The sequence below is a fragment of the Streptomyces sp. NPDC003023 genome (assembly GCF_042888225.1).
Taxonomy (GTDB): domain Bacteria; phylum Actinomycetota; class Actinomycetes; order Streptomycetales; family Streptomycetaceae; genus Streptomyces.
Genome location: NZ_JBIAPL010000005.1, coordinates 173,040 through 188,020, shown reverse-complemented (window position 1 = coordinate 188,020; position 14,981 = coordinate 173,040). Strand labels below are relative to the sequence as shown.

Sequence of the window (14,981 nt, the reverse complement as noted above, 5' to 3'; positions counted from 1 at the left end):
CGAGGATTCGACGCGCCGCCGACGCAGTGGGGCCGCGACCGTCCCCGGCGTCCCGCTCCGGGCGCGGGTACGTCCGGTCCGGCTTCGGGTCCGACGCCACTGAGGGTGCTGCCCGGTCAGCGGGGCCGGACCGTCGGCACCGTGCGGAGCCCCGGTTCCTGGGCGGTGGGGCCGCCCCCCCTGCGCCCGGTGGCTCGGGAGACACCACCCGCCCGCGGCCGCCGCGGGCGGGCCGGGCGGCGTCAGCGCGTGGTGCGGCCCGTCGCCGTCCCCTTGACCGCGTCCAGCGCGTACACGCAGCGGTCCTTGCTGCACGCGTACACCACACCGTTCTGCGCCACCGGCGAGCCCGTGATCTCGCCGCCCGTCGCCAGCTTCCAGCGCAGCTGGCCACCGCTCGCGTCGAGCGTGTACAGCACATGGTCGGCGGAGCCGAAGTGGACACGGCCGTCCGCGACCACCGGTGTGCCGACGACCTCGCCGCCGGCGGCGAAGCGCCACATCGGCGTGCCGGTCACCGCGTCCAGCGTGTAGAGCGCGCTGCCGCTGCCGACGTGCACGTTGCCCGCCGCGATCAGCACGGGCTCGCTGGACTGGCGGGACTCCGTCGCGATGCGCCAGCGGTCCTTGCCGGTCGTGGCGTCGAGGGCGTACACGGTGCCGAGGTAGTCCGCGAGGTACACGCCGCCGCCGGTGACGGCGGGGCCGGGGGCGAAGGCGGGCGGCGAGAGGAAGACCGCGGGCGCCTCGAAGTGCCAGCGCACCAGGCCGGACGCGATGTCGACGGCGAGCACACGGGTGCCGGCGGAGACGTACACATAGCCGTCGGGCGCGGGCTGCACCCGCACCGGCACGTTCCCGCAGGACGCGGCGTCGCCGATCGGGTACGACCAGCGCTCGTCGCCCGTGCGGGCCTCCAGGGCGCGCAGGCGGGCGTCCTTCCACACGTACACGGTGTCGCCGAAGACCGCGGGCCCGGCCTCCGGCGTCTCGAAGTCGGTCTGGGCGCCCGTGATCTCCCACAGCTTCTCGCCGTTGGACGCCTCCCAGGCCTGTACGCCGCCGCCGCGCGTGCCGGTGACGACCGTGCCGCGGTCGACCTTGAGTGAGTAGACCCAGGCGTCGGTCTGGAGCCGCCAGCGCTCGTTGCCGGTCGCGGCGTCCAGCGCGTACAGCGTCGGCCCGTCGGAGGCGTGGATCCGGCCCGCGGCGACGGCCATGGCCCATGCCACGTCCCGGGTCTTGAACTGCCGGCGGCCGGTTCCCACGTCCAGGGCGTGGACCTCGAACGAGGTGACGTACAGCAGCTCGCCGTCGACGACCGGGGTGCCCCAGACGTCGTTCGACATGCGGAAGCGCCAGGGCCGCCAGTGGCCGGGCCCGGCGTCGGGGGCGTGCGCGGGGGGCGGGACGGGCGAGGGCGTCAGTACGGCGCTGCTCGCGGGCTCCGCGCCGTTGAGACCGCCGGGCGGGCGCACCCAGCCGGTGGCGGGCCCGGCCTCCGCGAGCGCGGCGCGGGTCGTGTCGGCGACCCGCGGGCCGGGCCCGATGGGCACCTTGGAGCCGGCCAGCTGTACCGCCGCCCCCAGGGAGGGCACGGGCACGGGCGGCTGGACGGGCGGCTGCGGCGGGGCGTGCGGGACCGGCGGCGGGGTGCTGGGGCGGGAGGGTGCGGGGCGCTGCGGCACGGGCTGCGCGCGGCCGCCGCCGCGACGTGTCTCGATCATCGCGGTGGCGCTGGAGGGCAGCCACGCGGAGGCGGTGCCGCTGTCGTCGCCGCCGGACGAGAAGAGGTGCGGCGCGAGCTGCGCCTGCAGGTCCTCCGGTGTGGGCCGCAGACCGAGGTCCATCTGCATGCACGCGTCGATCAGAGGCCGCAGCTCGTCGGGGAGGCCCTCGAGGTCGGGGCCCTCACGCAGCAGCATGAACACCGTCTCGACCGGGTTGGCGCCGTGGAACGGCGCGTGTCCGGTGGCCGCGAAGACCAGGGTGGAGCCGAGCGAGAAGACGTCGCTCGCGCCGGTCACGCTGCGGGAGTCGCGCGCCTGCTCCGGCGACATGTACGCGGGCGTGCCGACGGCGACGTTGGTCATGGTCAGCCGGGTGTTGGAGACGCCGGACGCGATGCCGAAGTCGATGACCCGGGGTCCGTCCTCCACGACCAGCACATTGGACGGCTTGAGGTCCCGGTGGACGAGCCCCGCGCCGTGGATGGACTGCAGGGCCTCCGCGATACCTGCCGCGAGCCACCGCACGGCCTGGGCGGGCAGCGGCCCGCACTCGTTGATGATCTCCTCGAGGGAGGGGGCGGGGACGTACGCGGTGGCCAGCCACGGCACGGCGGCGCGCGGGTCGGCGTCGACCACGGCGGCGGTGTAGAAGCCGCTGACCGCGCGGGCCGCCTCCACCTCGCGCGTGAACCGGACGCGGAACAGCTGGTCCTCGGCGAGCTCGGTGCGCACCGTCTTGATCGCGACCCGGCGGCCGGACGCCGACCTGGCGAGATAGACCAGTCCCATGCCACCGGCACCGAGCCGGCCCAGCACCTCGAACGGACCGATCCGTCTCGGGTCGTGCTGCGTCAGCTGCTCCATACCTGCGTGCCACCTCCCCGTACGGGCTCCCACGAAACGGGCCCGTTCACTTACAGCCCCGTGCAGGGTCTCACCATCGAGCCCCTCTGCGGTGAGCACCCTGATTCTTCCTGTCCGGGGCCACGGTTGCGAACCCGGGGGCGGATAGGGGTGTCTCACCGCGTTTCGGGCACCGCGGTCGGCGCGGGCCCGGCCGCGGGACCCGGCGGGCCGCCGATCCGGTGCCGGGCAGCCGCAGGCTCAGCCTGCCTTCTCGCCCGCGCCGCCGGGTCCGGATTCGTCGAAGGCGGCGGGCCCGGCCGTCTCGGACTCCTCGGCGGCCTCCGGTGCCCGCGGGTCGAACCTGCTGGAGCCGCCGCCGCCGCGTGCCTCCTCGCCGTCCTTCGCGCCGTCCCTCTCACGGCCGGGGGCCGCCGTGCGGTCCGGCTCCGCCAGTACCGCGAAGGTGGCGCCCTGGTTGTCGCCGAAGGTGGCGGTCCGGCCGTACGGGGTGTCGGCGGGAGCGGAGCGGATCCGTCCGCCGAGCCGGACGACCGTCTCGGCCGCCGCGTCGCAGTCGTGGACGCGGAAGTGGACGAGGAAGTGCCCGGGCATCTCGGGAGGGAACTCGTCGGTGATCACGCTGCGCCCGGCGACGGCCGTGTCCTCGCCCGGTTCCGTGCCCGCGGGGGACCACATCCGGAAACCGGCCATGGGGCCTGTCAGGTCGGTGCCCCGGTAGCCGAAGACCGACTCGTAGAAGGCGTCCGCGCGCCGCTCGTCCCGCGTGTGGACCTCGGTCCAGCAGAACGAGTTCGGTTCGCCCCGCTTCTCGAAACCGGTCCGCTCGCCGGCCTGCCACAGGCCGAACACCGCGCCTCCGGGATCGGCGACGACGGCCGAGATCCCCTCGTCGCCCGTGGGGAGCGGGTCGATGATCACCTGTCCGCCCTTCTCGGCGATGCGCCGCCCGAGGGCCTTGGCGTCGGGGGTGGCGAAGTAGACGCCCCAGACGGTGGGCATGCGCCCGTCCTGTTTGGGCGTGAGCGCGGCGACGAGCAGGCCGTCGCTGTAGGCGTCGGCGCGACGGCCCCGGACACGGCCCCCGGGGGCCTGGCCGCCGCCTCGTTCGGTGAAGGTCCACCCGAAGAGCTCGCCGTAGAAGCGCTTGCCCGCCTCCACGTCGGGGAGGGATGCGTCCACCCAGCACGGCGTGCCCTCTGTGAATGCGGCCATGGACCTGTTTCCTTCCCTGGGTGTGGTACCCGTCACAATCAAGCTAACGGGGCATCACGCGGTCCGCGCGAAAACAAATCGAACGTTTGCTCTTGAATAGGCGGATTCCGGGGCGGAGTAGCGCGGAGTGGCCGGAAAGGTGTGGGAGTGCCTTCGGTGGGCCGAATTCCGTTCGGTTGTCCACCGAAGTTGTCCACAGGCTGTTGATAACACTATCGCCCTCTGTAGTGGGCACCCCATTTGCACTCGGCCGAATCGCGCGCGGATCACCCCTCGGTAAGCTGACGGCATGACAGGACAAGTGCGCACCGTCGACGGCCGGGTCGCCGGACGACGCGGCCAGGCGACGCGGCAGAAGCTGCTCGACTGCCTCAGTGAAATGCTCAGCTCGTCGCCGTATCGGGATGTCAAAGTCATCGATGTGGCCCGGAAAGCGGGTACTTCGCCCGCGACGTTCTACCAGTACTTCCCCGATGTCGAGGGCGCCGTTCTCGAGATCGCCGAGGAAATGGCCAAGGAAGGCGCGGAGTTGACCGAACTGGTCTCCGGCCGCAGCTGGGTCGGCAAGGCCGGCCGGCAGACCTCCGAGGAACTGGTCGAGGGATTCCTCGACTTCTGGCGCCGCAACGACGCCATCCTGCGCGTCGTCGACCTCGGCGCCGCGGAAGGCGACAAACGGTTCTACAAGATCCGCATGAAGATCCTGAACTCGGTCACCAACTCCCTCACGGACGCGGTGAAGGACCTGCAGAGCAAGGGCAAGGTCGACAAGGACGTCAGCCCGGCCGCCATGGCGGGATCGCTGGTCGCGATGCTGGCCGCGGTCGCCTCGCACCAGAAGGGCTTCACGACCTGGGGGGTCAAGCAGGCCGAACTGAAGCCGAACCTCGCCCTGTTGGTGCACCTGGGCATCACGGGCAAGAAGCCGACGCGGTAACCGCGGGGCGGAGGCCCGCCCGTACCGCACGAGAGTCCTGTCACGCCGGCGGCGGTCGTCCCCTCGAGGGGCGGCCGCCGCCGGTGTTTGCGCGGGCCAGGTCCGGCGCAACGGCGTCATTCGGCCGTCCCCGGCGCTGCTAGGGTGACGTGCGCTCGTCAATCGAGCCCATTCGCCGACACTTTCAACGGGGGTTGAAACGTGAAAATTCGCCATGTCCGCGCCATTGCTGTCTTCGGTATCGCGCTCGTCGCACTGACCGGGGCCCGTGGATCCGGAGGCGGCTGTGACAACTCCAGCAGCTCGAGCAGCTCGTCCTCCAGCGGCGGCAGCAACCGCGACGACGACAGCTCCGGCAGCAGCAGCGGCGGTTCGGTGCCCGGAGGCTCCGGCGCCGACAAGGCCGCACGCGATGTGACCATCGACGAGTGCAAGTACGACGCGGCGACGAAGAACCTGACCGCGAAGATCACCATCGACAACAGCGGTGTGCTGGACTACGACTACAACGTCACCATGAAGTTCACCGGCGGCGCCGGCAGCACCGTGACCCCGGCCACCGCGACGAAGTCCGCGATCGCGGTCACCGCGGGCTCCACCCAGTCCGCGGAGCTGACCACCCCGTACACCGGCTCCGGTGACGGCTCCGAGTACACCAAGTGCGAGGTCTCCCGGGCCAGCCGTAGCTGACCCGGGCACCCCCGGCCGGCCTCGGCCGGCCGGTCAGCGCAGACGGAAGTCGCTCCTGCCCCGACCGCTCGTGAACAGCTCGGCCTGCCGCCGCGGCGGCAGGTTGCCGAGCGCTACCAGGTGCGGGGCATGGGCGAGCGCCTGGAGACGCGACGCCTCGGTGGCCGACCACACGGCGCGGACCGTCCCCTGGACGGCCTCCGTCGGGTGTGACGCCACCACCGCGGCGGCGGCCAGCGCCGCCGCTGCCGCGCCACCGGGCTCCGTCAGTTCGCTGACCATCCCGATCTCGTACGCCCGCCGGGCCGTCAGCCGCTCCGCCGTGCCCATCAGGGCCGTCCGGGCCACCTCGCCCGGCGGCATCCGCTGCGCCATGAGGACCGACTCGTAGGCGCTGACCATGCCGTACGTGGTGTGCGGATCGAAGAACGTCGCCGCGCGCGAGGCGATCACGAACTCGCTCTCGCCGAGGAGATAGAACGCTCCGCCGCAGGCCATGCCCTCCACGGCGGCGATCACCGGCTTCCACAGGTCGTTGGCCTTGGGGCCGATGGTGAGGAGCGGGTCGTCGAGGGAGTAGGGGGAGGGCGGCTGCGGGACCTCGGCCGAGCGGTCGATGCCCGTGCAGAACGCCTTGCCGCCGGCGCCCGTGACCACTGCCGCCCGCACCGACTCGTCCAGGCGGAACTCCCGCCAGACCGCGCCGAGTTCACGGGTCATGTCCAGGTCGATCGCGTTGTGCCTGGCCGGCCGGTCGAGGGTGACCAGGGCGACACCCGTGTCCTTGTCCCTGTCCACCCTGACGCTCACGGGCGCTCCAGGAGCCAGCGCGGTATCCCGTCACCGTCGAACGCGACGCGCACACCTGCGCCGACGCGCAGCCGGGACGGATCGACGGAGTTCAGCGGCGCGTCCGGGGCGGCCACCACATTGCCGACGAGCCGGATGCGCGGAGCGTCGGCGAGCTCGACGACGACGGCGTTGTAGGGGGCCAGTTCGGCATAGCCGGGGAGCAGCGGCGGGTGGGGGAGCACGTACGACCAGACGCGGCCTCGGCCGCTCATACGGCGCCACTCGCTGTCGAACGAACCGCACCGCGGGCAGCAGGGCCGGGGCGGGAAGCGCAGTTCGCCGCAGGCCGGTGCGGCGCAGGCCTGGACACGCAGTTCGCCGCGGGCCGCGTACTCCCAGAACGGTGCTCCGTCGTCGTCGACGACCGGTCGCAGCATCTCAACTCCTCAGCAGAAGTGCCGATGTGGGTACGCCCTCGCCGGCGGTCACCAGGCAGGTCCTGGCGCCATGCACCTGGGCGGTGGAGGTGCCCCGCAGCTGCTTGACGCCCTCGTTGATCAGGTTGAAGCCGTGGACGTACGCCTCGCTGAGCCCGCCGCCGCCGGTGTTCAGCGGGAGCCGGCCGCCGATCTCCAGCGCGCCGCCCTCGGTGAACGCCGCGCCTTCGCCCCGTCCGCAGAAGCCGTAACCCTCCAGCGACAGCGGGATCAGCGGGGTGAAGGCGTCGTAGATCTGGGCCACGTCGACGTCCTGGGGTCCGAGGTCGGACCGCTTCCACAGGTGCCGGGCGGCTGTCCAGGCGGGGCCGGTGAGCGGGTCGTCGTTCCAGTAGTTGACCATCCCGTGGTGCTGGGAGGGCAGGGCCTGGGCGGCGGAGTGGACGTACACGGGCCGCCGGCGGCAGTCGCGGGCGCGTTCGGCGCTCACGATCACGCAGGCGAGCGCGCCGTCGGTCTCGAGGCAGTTGTCGAAGAGGCAGAGGGGCTCGCTGATCCAGCGGGCGGTCATGTACATCTCGCGGGTGAGCGGGCGTTCGTGCATCATCGCGGCCGGGTTCTGGTTGGCCCGGTTGCGGCAGGCGAGGGCCACGTTGAAGAGGTGGTCGCGGGTCGCGCCGTACTCGTGCATGTAGCGGCGGGCGAGCATGCCGATCTCGTCGGCGGGCCGAAGCAGTCCGAAGGGGCGGGTCCACTGGGCGGGGGTGGGCAGCTGCACCGCCGTACTGGTCCAGGGGCGCGGTCCGGAGCCGCGTTTGCGGGACCGCCAGGCGACGCCCACGTTCGCCTGGCCGGTGGCCACGGCGGCCGCCAGGTGCGCGACGGTGGCGCACGAGCCGCCACCGCCGTAGCCGACCTTGGAGAAATAGGTGACGTCACCGGCGCCGACGGACTTGGCGATCTCGACCTCGTCGGTCTCCTCCATCGTGTACGAGGCGAAGCCGTCCACCTCCGAGGGCGCGATGCCCGCGTCGTCGAGTGCGCCGAGTATCGCTCGGCAGGCCAGGGTCTTCTCCGACGCCGGCAGCTGCTTGGCGAAGGCCGTCTGACCGATTCCGACTATCGCTGCCTTGTCCTTGAGGGTCGCCATGGCCGGAGCGTACAGCTAATCTGACGTACCGTCAGCTACTGCGGACGGGCGTACGGGAGGCATCCGATGCGACGCGGCGACCTTGAGTGGGGCTCCATCCCGAGGCTGGTGAGAAGTGCCGCACGGCGCTACGGGCAGCGCGAGGCCGTCGTCTGCGGCCGCACCCGCGTCTCGTACGAGGAACTCGGCCAACGTGTCGAGCGGGCCGCCGCCGCCTGCATCGCCTTCGGCCTCCGCAAGGGCGACCGGGTCGCGATCTGGGCGCCCAACACCCTCGACTGGATCGTCGCCGCGCTCGGCGCGGTCGGCGCGGGCGGCGTGCTCGTCCCCCTCAACACCCGCTTCAAGGGCACGGAGGCCGCCTATGTCCTGCGCGGCTCGCGCGCCAGGCTCCTCTTCGTCACCGGCACCTTCCTCGGCACCTCCTACGTCGCCTCCCTGCGCCGGGCGGACGTCGAACTCCCCGACCTCGAACAGGTCGTGGTCCTCGCCGACAGCGCCCCGGACGACTACCGCACCTGGAAGGACTTCCTCGCGGGCGGTGACGCGGTCGGGGCCGCCCGGGTCCGCGACCGCGCCGACACCGTCACCGCGGAGGATCCTTCCGACATCGTCTACACCTCGGGCACCACCGGCCGCCCCAAGGGCGCCGTCATCACCCACGCCCAGACGCTGCGCTGCTACGACCTGTGGAGCGAGCTCGCCGGCCTGCGCGAGGGCGACCGCTATCTGATCGTGAACCCGTTCTTCCACACCTTCGGCTACAAGGCCGGCATCATCGCCTGCCTCACCCGCGGCGCCACGATGGTCCCGCAGCCCGTCTTCAACGTGGACACCGTCCTCGCCAACATCGCCGCCGAGCGGATCTCCGTGCTCCCCGGGCCACCCACCCTGCACCAGTCGCTGCTCGACCACCCGTCCCGGGACCGGCACGACCTGAGCGCACTGCGCCTGGTCGTCACCGGCGCGGCCGTCGTCCCGCTGCGACTGGTCGAACGGCTCCGCGGCGAACTGGGCGTCGCCACCGTCCTGACCGCGTACGGCCTCTCGGAGGCGAGCGGCATCGTCACGATGTGCCGCCGCGGCGACGACCCCGGCACCGTCGCCGCCACCTCGGGGCGTGCCATACCCGGCACGGAGGTCCGTGTCCTCGCGGCGGCCGGGGAACCGGGCGAGATCATGGTGCGCGGCCACAACGTCATGCGGGGCTACTTCGAGGACCCCGAGGGCACGGCCCGCGCCGTCACCGCGGACGGTTGGCTGCGCACCGGCGACGTGGGCGTCCTCGACGGGGCGGGGAACCTGCGGATCACCGACCGGATCAAGGACATGTTCATCGTCGGCGGCTTCAACGCCTATCCCGCGGAGATCGAGCAACTGCTCGGCCTGCACCCGGACATCGCGGACGTCGCGGTCATCGGCGTACCGGACGCCCGGCTCGGCGAGGTGGGCATGGCGTACGCGGTCCGCCGGCCCGGATCGACGCTCACCGGCGACGACCTGATCGCCTGGTCCCGCCGGGAGATGGCGAACTACAAGGTGCCCCGGCAGATCGAGTTCGTCACCGAACTGCCGCGCAACGCGAGCGGAAAGATCCTCAAGACCGAGCTCCGCTCGCGCCGCGCGTGAGGACGGTCAGCCGTGGAGACGGACCGGGATCTCCTGCCAGCCGTACGCGATGAACGACGGGACCTGCGTCAGCTCGCCCGGCTTGAACGCGGGCGCGAGGTCCGGATAGCGCTCGAACAGTGCGGGCAGCGCGGTGATCGCCTCCATACGGGCCAGCGGGGCCCCGATGCAGCGGTGCACGCCGATCCCGAAGGACAGATGGTCGTCCGCCTCGCGCGTCGCGTCGAACGCGGCGGCCTCCTCGCCGTAGCGGGCCGGGTCGTTGCCGGCCGCGGCGTACGTCGTCAGGATCGCGTCACCGGCCGGGACGGTGACGCCGTCGATCGTGATGTCGGAGACCGCGAACCGCAGCGGCAGGCTCGCGATGGACGGGCGCACCCGCAGGACCTCCTCGATCACCTGCTCCCAGCTGATCTCGCCGGCCCGTACGGCGGCCAGCTGGTCGGGGTGCTCGAGGAGTGCGACGACGGCGTTGCCGATCAGGTTGACCGTCGTCTCGAAGCCGGCGCCGATGACGAGCAGCAGGGTGTGCAGGAGCTCCTCGTCGCCGAGCCGGTCACCGTCGTCCTGACGGACCCTGATCAGTTCGGTGGTCATGTCGTCGCCCGGGTTCTCGACCTTGTGGGCGATGAGCGAGCCGAGGACGCTGACGACCTGCTCCTGGATCCAGGCGGCCTGCTCCGGGCTCGGGTCGGAGGTGTCCATCAGCGCGGCGATGAGTCTGCCGGTGTTCGCGCGCATCTGCTCGGGAACGCCGAACAGCTCGCAGATCATCTGCATGGGCAGCGGATGCGCGAAGGCGGCCTTGATGTCCACGGCCTCGCCGTTCGCGCCGGCCGCGTCGACCTTGGCCAGCAGCTCCCCGGTGATGGCCTCGACACGGTCGCGCATCGCCTCGGTGCGGCGTGCGGTGAAACTGGGGGCGACGAGCTTGCGGAGCCGAGCGTGGTCGCTCCCGTAGGTGGACAGCATGTTGGTCACGCCGACCCAGCCGAGGATCCAGGCCCATTCCGGCTTCTCGCCGGCCTGGGCGAACGACGACCAGTGCCGGCGCGGATCCTTGCTCACCCGGGGGTCCAGGAGCAGGGACTTGAGGGTGTCGTAACCGGTGGGCGCCCAGGCGGGTATGCCGCCGGGCAGCTCGACGGGCACCACGGGCCCGAGGGAGCGCAGTCGGGCAGTCTCGGCGATGATGTCGGCGCCGAACGGATCGACGGCCACACGGGTGGACACGGTCATGGACGGTCTCCTGCCTGGTCGGGGCTGTGAGGTGTGAATCTGACGGGCAGCGCCGTCAGAGATCGGTGGAACGGCCCCGGCCGCCAGCTGAGCCGTTCGCGCGGTACGAGCGGCCGCAGGTCCGGCAGCCACTGGGTGAGACGCTCGATGGCCTCCGTGGCGATCAGCAGCGCGGGCTGCTTCACGGGGCAGGAGTGCGGGCCGGCACCCCACGACATGTGCGACGCGTCGTGCGGATGGTGGGCGCCCGCGAAGTCCCTCTCCGCGAAGTGCCCCATCGCACCGAAGGAGATGACGATCGGGACGGCGGCCTGCAGCCACATCCCGTGGAAGCTCATCGGCTCGCGCGCGAAGTGCACGCCGTAGTTCGCGAGCGGGGTCTCGTAGCGCAACACCTCCATGACGGCGTCCATCACGGGACGTGACCCGGAGGTGAGGGTCGAGTAGTAGGCCGGGTTGCCGAGGATGCGCGAAAGGGCGTTGGAGATCAGGTTTGCGGAGGGCTCGTGGCCCGCGCCGAGAGTGAGGAACACCTGCCAGGTGACCTCCTCCGGGGTGAGCCGGAGAGGATGGTCCAGCAGCCGGCTCGTGAGGTCGTCGCCGCGCCGCGCCATCTTGGCGCCGATCAGCTCCATCACGTACTTGCCGTACTCGGCCTCGCCCTCTGCGGCACGGTCGCCGCCCTCCATCATGCGGCCGAGCGCGGCGTCGAGACGGCCCGATTCGCTGTCGGGCAGCCCGAAGAGGTTGTTGAAGATCAGTGCCATCATCGGGCGGGCGAACTGGGTGACCAGGTCGGCCCGCCCGTCGGGTCCGAACCGGTCCACCAGGATGTCGACGGACCGGTGCACCCGCTCTCGCAGGTCGTGCGGCTCGACGAGGTCGAACGCGTCGAGGAGGGTACGGCGGTAGCGGATGTGCTCGTCGCCGTCGGCGAAGAGGGAGTTGGGGCGCCAGCGCATCATGCCGAGGACCGGCGAGTCCTCCGAGACCGTCTTCTCCCAGGGCCGGGGGTCGACGGAGAACGACTCGGTGTCGTGCAGCAGGTCGAGCGCGGCGCGCCGGTCGGTGACGACGTACGCGAAGACCCCGGGGGCCAGTTCCGCCCAGCCGACCGGGCCCTGGGCGCGCAGGGTCGTGTAGTAGCCGTACGGGTCGGCGGCGAAGCCGTCCTCCCACAGGCGCACCGGGGCGGAGAGGTTGAAGGCGTCGGCGCGGGCGGGGTAGGCGGCGTTCACCGTGCCTCCGGTGTCATGCGGTCGATGAGGTGCTGGACCAGGGCGAGCAGCGCGTCGACGGACGAGTTGGTGTCACGGGCGTCGCAGGTGACGAGCGGGGTGTCCGGCTCCAGGTCGAGGGAGCGGCGCAACTGCTCCTCGGTGTAGCGCCGTGAGTCCGGGAAGGTGTTGAGCGCGACGGCGTACGGCACACCGGACTCCTCGACGAGCCCGAGGACGTCGAAGGACTCGTCGATGCGGCGGGTGTCGACGAGGACGAGGGCGCCGAGCGCCCCGTAGGCGATGTCGTCCCACAGCGCGCGGAAGCGTTCCTGCCCGGGTGTGCCGAACAGGTAGAGGACGACGGAGTCGCCGAGCGACACCCGGCCGAAGTCGATGGCGACGGTGGTCGTGGTCTTGTCACGCACCCCGGCGAGATCGTCGACCGCGGCGGACGCCTCCGTCAGGTGCTCCTCGGTGTGCAGCGGGCGGATCTCCGACACCGCGTCGATCAGGGTCGTCTTGCCGACCCCGAACGGGCCGGTCACCAGGATCTTCACCAACTCGCGCGCGGTGTCCGGCAGATGCAGGCCGTCCGCCGGGGAGGGCGGGGAGTACACGCCGGACATCCGGTCAGAGCTTGAGGGCGCGGAGGCCATCGGCCACTCTCTTCAACAGGTCACGGTCGGGCAGGGCGGCGGAGGGTACGGGCGGGCGGGCGCTCACCAGTCCCTGGTCGATCAGCGCGGCGGCGAGCACCCGCAGGGCGGAGACCGGCAGCCGGAGCACGGCCGCGCTCTCCACGACCGTCAGCGATCCGCCGTCCAGCGCGCCCAGCAGGGCGTGCTGGGCCGCGGGCAGCCCGGTGGGCGCGGGCCCGCCGGTGCCGGTCAGCACGGACAGGCGCTCCAGGCTGTTGCGGCTGGGCCTGGCCACGCCCCCGGTGGAGAGGTAGGCGGGTACCAGCGGCCGGCCGCTCCGGCGGCCGGTCATACGGGGGAGCCGCCGTCGGCCGCGCGGGGCGCGGCGGCCATCGCCTTCTCGCCGAGCCGGGCGACCTGCGAGTGGACGCGGTGGCCGAGGAGGTCAAGACGCACCTCGGGACCGCCGTAGGCGGCGACACAGGTGCCGTGGTCGGTGGGCGCGACCAGGATGTAGCCGTGGTCGGACTCGATGACCACCTGGCGCAGCTGGGCGCCGGAGGCGTCGGCGAACGCCGCGGCCGCGGTGCGGCAGGCGCCCTGCACGGTGGACGTGATCGCGGCGACCCGTTCCGCGGAGTCCTGGGCGAGCGCGGCGGAGAACCCGGAGACGAGCCCGTCCCTGGTGAGCAGCACCGCCGCCCGTACGTGGGGGATCTCCAGGATCGGGTCGAGCACCCAGGCCGTGTCGCCCGTCTCGCGGCTGTTCATCGGGGGTCGATCCCTTCGTTGGCGGCGGCTTCGCGGGCCGCGTTGGTGGCGGACTGCAGGGCCCCGAGTGCCGCGGCGGACTCCTCGGGGGTACGGGCGGGCCTCTTGGGCGGCGGTGGTTCGCTCTGCGCCCGGGTGCGGTCGCGCCGGCGACGCTGGGGGAGGGCGTCGCCGTCGGGGAGACCGGAAGCGGGGACCGGCGCCTGCTCCTCGAAACCCCCGTGTCCGTGCCCGAGCGCGTGTGTCCGCTCGTGATCGGGTCCGCTCTCGGGCCCGGGCCTGCTCTCGGGTCCGGGTCTGCTCTCGGGTCCGGGGCCGCTCTCAGGCTCGGTCGCGTGCCCGTGGGAAGCGCGAACGGCCTCGTGCGGACCGTCGGGCAGGGGCCGACGCGCCTGCTCCGGGTGCGGATCGCGGTCCTGCGCCTGCCGCGTCGAGGGGGCGGCGCTCGCCGCCGGCGGGTGCAGCACCGGATCGATGCGCGACAGAAGGTGGCTCTTGACGAGCAGCACCGCGCGGACGCCGCCGTAGGGGGACGGCGTCGACAGGTCGACGGACAGGTCGAACTGCCGGGTGAGCTGCCCGATCGCGGCGAGGCCCATCCGCGGCGGATCGCCGAGCTCGGACAGCAGGATGGGGTCCGAGCCGGCCACCATGCGCTGGGCGTCGGCCCGTTCGTCGGCCGCCATGCCCACGCCCGCGTCGTCGACGGTCACGGTGACGCCGTGGTGGGCGCGTTCGAGGTTGACGACGACGGCCGTGTCGGGGGAGGAGTGGCGCAGCGCGTTGTCGAGGAGTTCGGCGACGATGATGGCGACCGGTTCGACGGCGTGCGACACGAGTGCGGTGCCGGGTTCGAGGTGGTTGTGCACCTGGACGCGGTGGTAACCCACCAGGCGGGCCTGGCCGCCGGTGACGGCGTCGACGAGGTGCGACTCCTCGCGGGCGAGCCCGACCCAGGCGCCGCACACGACGGCGGCGACCTGCGCGCGGCGCAGGGACTGCTCGTTCTCGTGGTCGAGGGCGTAGAGGGTCTGGGCCAGCTCGGGGTCGTCGTAGCGCTGCTGCAGCCCGTGCAGCACGTCCTGGAGCCGGTAGAGCCCGGCCTGGATCTCCCGGGTGGTGCCGCGCATTCCGGCGCGGGCGGCGGCGTCGACGCGCTTGCGTTCATGGGCGATCGCCTTGCGGAGCCCTTCGAGCACCGCTTCCGTCCCGGCGCCCGCGGGTCCGAGCGGACCGGGGACCTGCACGTGAGGGTGGGCGCTCCGGGTGGCCTCCGCGGGTAGGCGCTTGGTGGCCAGGTGCTCGATCTCGGCGGCGAAGGCGGCGCCCGCGCGGGTGAGTTCCTCCTGTGAGGTGTCGAGGTGGCCGCGCAGCGATTCGAGCTCGGCGCGCTGTCGGGCCTGTTCGCGCCGGGCCTGCAGCAGCCGGACCCCGAGGGCGAAGGCGGACAGCGTCCCGGCGGCCAGGCCGCCTGCGGCCAGCTCCGGTATCTCGATCATGGGTGTGGACCTCAGGAAGGCAGGGGGGTGTGGTCCGCTGGGGGGCGGTCCTGCCCAAGTACACACTGCAATTGAGCAGTTGTGCTTGGTTTCCGCCCAACACCCTTTTGTTTTTGTCCGTTGGATTGCCTTATTGGCGTCGAGTCATGACGTACGTCACGTCGAGTTCG

Annotated in this window: 14 protein-coding genes; 3 read left to right on the top strand and 11 right to left on the bottom strand. The window is 72.2% G+C overall.

Going from position 1 to position 14,981, the window contains the following annotated elements; translation table 11 throughout:
• Positions 1-242: 242 nt before the first annotated feature.
• Together ACFYV1_RS18870 and ACFYV1_RS18865 are read right to left on the bottom strand one after the other, a co-directional pair.
• On the bottom strand, positions 243-2,594 hold the full coding sequence (locus ACFYV1_RS18870; protein ID WP_389396625.1) for a PQQ-binding-like beta-propeller repeat protein: 2,352 nt from the start codon (positions 2,592-2,594) through the stop codon (positions 243-245).
• Positions 2,595-2,834: 240 nt separating this feature from the next.
• The gene (locus ACFYV1_RS18865; protein WP_389396624.1) at positions 2,835-3,809 is read right to left on the bottom strand and encodes a VOC family protein; all 975 of its coding nucleotides are present in this window, start codon (positions 3,807-3,809) and stop codon (positions 2,835-2,837) included.
• 289 nt (positions 3,810-4,098) lie between these two features.
• Here ACFYV1_RS18865 and ACFYV1_RS18860 point away from each other — a divergent pair, with 289 nt between their 5' ends.
• The gene (locus ACFYV1_RS18860; protein WP_389396623.1) at positions 4,099-4,746 is read left to right on the top strand and encodes a TetR family transcriptional regulator; all 648 of its coding nucleotides are present in this window, start codon (positions 4,099-4,101) and stop codon (positions 4,744-4,746) included.
• A 201-nt stretch (positions 4,747-4,947) separates the two neighbouring features.
• The gene (locus ACFYV1_RS18855; protein WP_389396622.1) at positions 4,948-5,436 is read left to right on the top strand and encodes a hypothetical protein; all 489 of its coding nucleotides are present in this window, start codon (positions 4,948-4,950) and stop codon (positions 5,434-5,436) included.
• A gap of 33 nt (positions 5,437-5,469) precedes the next feature.
• Here the strand turns inward: ACFYV1_RS18855 and ACFYV1_RS18850 are convergent, their stop codons facing one another.
• From ACFYV1_RS18850 to ACFYV1_RS18840, 3 genes are read right to left on the bottom strand one after another with little or no spacing between them, the layout of a single operon-like run.
• Complete coding sequence (locus ACFYV1_RS18850) at positions 5,470-6,246, bottom strand: enoyl-CoA hydratase/isomerase family protein (RefSeq protein ID WP_389396621.1); 777 nt, start codon at positions 6,244-6,246, stop codon at positions 5,470-5,472.
• The gene (locus tag ACFYV1_RS18845) at positions 6,243-6,665 is read right to left on the bottom strand and encodes a Zn-ribbon domain-containing OB-fold protein (protein WP_389396620.1); all 423 of its coding nucleotides are present in this window, start codon (positions 6,663-6,665) and stop codon (positions 6,243-6,245) included. The genes ACFYV1_RS18850 and ACFYV1_RS18845 overlap by 4 nt, the downstream gene beginning before the upstream one ends.
• A 1-nt stretch (position 6,666) precedes the next feature.
• Positions 6,667-7,815 (bottom strand): lipid-transfer protein, encoded by a 1,149-nt coding sequence (locus tag ACFYV1_RS18840; RefSeq protein ID WP_389396619.1) that lies wholly within the window; start codon positions 7,813-7,815, stop codon positions 6,667-6,669.
• Positions 7,816-7,881: 66 nt separating this feature from the next.
• Here ACFYV1_RS18840 and ACFYV1_RS18835 point away from each other — a divergent pair, with 66 nt between their 5' ends.
• Positions 7,882-9,444, top strand: a complete 1,563-nt coding sequence (locus ACFYV1_RS18835) for a FadD3 family acyl-CoA ligase (protein ID WP_389396618.1) — start codon at positions 7,882-7,884, stop codon at positions 9,442-9,444.
• Between the two features lie 6 nt (positions 9,445-9,450).
• Here the strand turns inward: ACFYV1_RS18835 and ACFYV1_RS18830 are convergent, their stop codons facing one another.
• From ACFYV1_RS18830 to ACFYV1_RS18805, 6 genes are read right to left on the bottom strand one after another with little or no spacing between them, the layout of a single operon-like run.
• Entirely contained in the window at positions 9,451-10,683 is a 1,233-nt protein-coding gene (locus ACFYV1_RS18830) for a cytochrome P450 (protein ID WP_389396617.1), read from the bottom strand.
• Positions 10,680-11,921, bottom strand: coding sequence for a cytochrome P450 (locus ACFYV1_RS18825; protein ID WP_389396616.1), 1,242 nt, complete (start codon positions 11,919-11,921; stop codon positions 10,680-10,682). Before ACFYV1_RS18825 ends, ACFYV1_RS18830 begins: the two co-directional genes overlap by 4 nt.
• On the bottom strand, positions 11,918-12,559 hold the full coding sequence (locus ACFYV1_RS18820) for an ATP/GTP-binding protein (RefSeq protein ID WP_389396615.1): 642 nt from the start codon (positions 12,557-12,559) through the stop codon (positions 11,918-11,920). The genes ACFYV1_RS18825 and ACFYV1_RS18820 overlap by 4 nt, the downstream gene beginning before the upstream one ends.
• Positions 12,534-12,893 (bottom strand): DUF742 domain-containing protein, encoded by a 360-nt coding sequence (locus ACFYV1_RS18815; protein WP_389396614.1) that lies wholly within the window; start codon positions 12,891-12,893, stop codon positions 12,534-12,536. The genes ACFYV1_RS18820 and ACFYV1_RS18815 overlap by 26 nt, the downstream gene beginning before the upstream one ends.
• The gene (locus ACFYV1_RS18810; protein ID WP_389396613.1) at positions 12,890-13,312 is read right to left on the bottom strand and encodes a roadblock/LC7 domain-containing protein; all 423 of its coding nucleotides are present in this window, start codon (positions 13,310-13,312) and stop codon (positions 12,890-12,892) included. The genes ACFYV1_RS18815 and ACFYV1_RS18810 overlap by 4 nt, the downstream gene beginning before the upstream one ends.
• The gene (locus tag ACFYV1_RS18805) at positions 13,309-14,811 is read right to left on the bottom strand and encodes an ATP-binding protein (RefSeq protein ID WP_389396612.1); all 1,503 of its coding nucleotides are present in this window, start codon (positions 14,809-14,811) and stop codon (positions 13,309-13,311) included. Before ACFYV1_RS18805 ends, ACFYV1_RS18810 begins: the two co-directional genes overlap by 4 nt.
• Positions 14,812-14,981: the final 170 nt, after the last annotated feature.

Coding starts and splice junctions, on each gene's coding strand:
- ACFYV1_RS18870 (WP_389396625.1), bottom strand. CDS start 2,594: ATGGAGCAGCTGACGCAGCACGACCCGAGACGGATCGGTCCGTTCGAG.
- ACFYV1_RS18865 (WP_389396624.1), bottom strand. CDS start 3,809: ATGGCCGCATTCACAGAGGGCACGCCGTGCTGGGTGGACGCATCCCTC.
- ACFYV1_RS18860 (WP_389396623.1), top strand. CDS start 4,099: ATGACAGGACAAGTGCGCACCGTCGACGGCCGGGTCGCCGGACGACGC.
- ACFYV1_RS18845 (WP_389396620.1), bottom strand. CDS start 6,665: ATGCTGCGACCGGTCGTCGACGACGACGGAGCACCGTTCTGGGAGTAC.
- ACFYV1_RS18840 (WP_389396619.1), bottom strand. CDS start 7,815: ATGGCGACCCTCAAGGACAAGGCAGCGATAGTCGGAATCGGTCAGACG.
- ACFYV1_RS18835 (WP_389396618.1), top strand. CDS start 7,882: ATGCGACGCGGCGACCTTGAGTGGGGCTCCATCCCGAGGCTGGTGAGA.
- ACFYV1_RS18830 (WP_389396617.1), bottom strand. CDS start 10,683: ATGACCGTGTCCACCCGTGTGGCCGTCGATCCGTTCGGCGCCGACATC.
- ACFYV1_RS18820 (WP_389396615.1), bottom strand. CDS start 12,559: ATGGCCTCCGCGCCCTCAAGCTCTGACCGGATGTCCGGCGTGTACTCC.
- ACFYV1_RS18815 (WP_389396614.1), bottom strand. CDS start 12,893: ATGACCGGCCGCCGGAGCGGCCGGCCGCTGGTACCCGCCTACCTCTCC.
- ACFYV1_RS18810 (WP_389396613.1), bottom strand. CDS start 13,312: ATGAACAGCCGCGAGACGGGCGACACGGCCTGGGTGCTCGACCCGATC.
- ACFYV1_RS18805 (WP_389396612.1), bottom strand. CDS start 14,811: ATGATCGAGATACCGGAGCTGGCCGCAGGCGGCCTGGCCGCCGGGACG.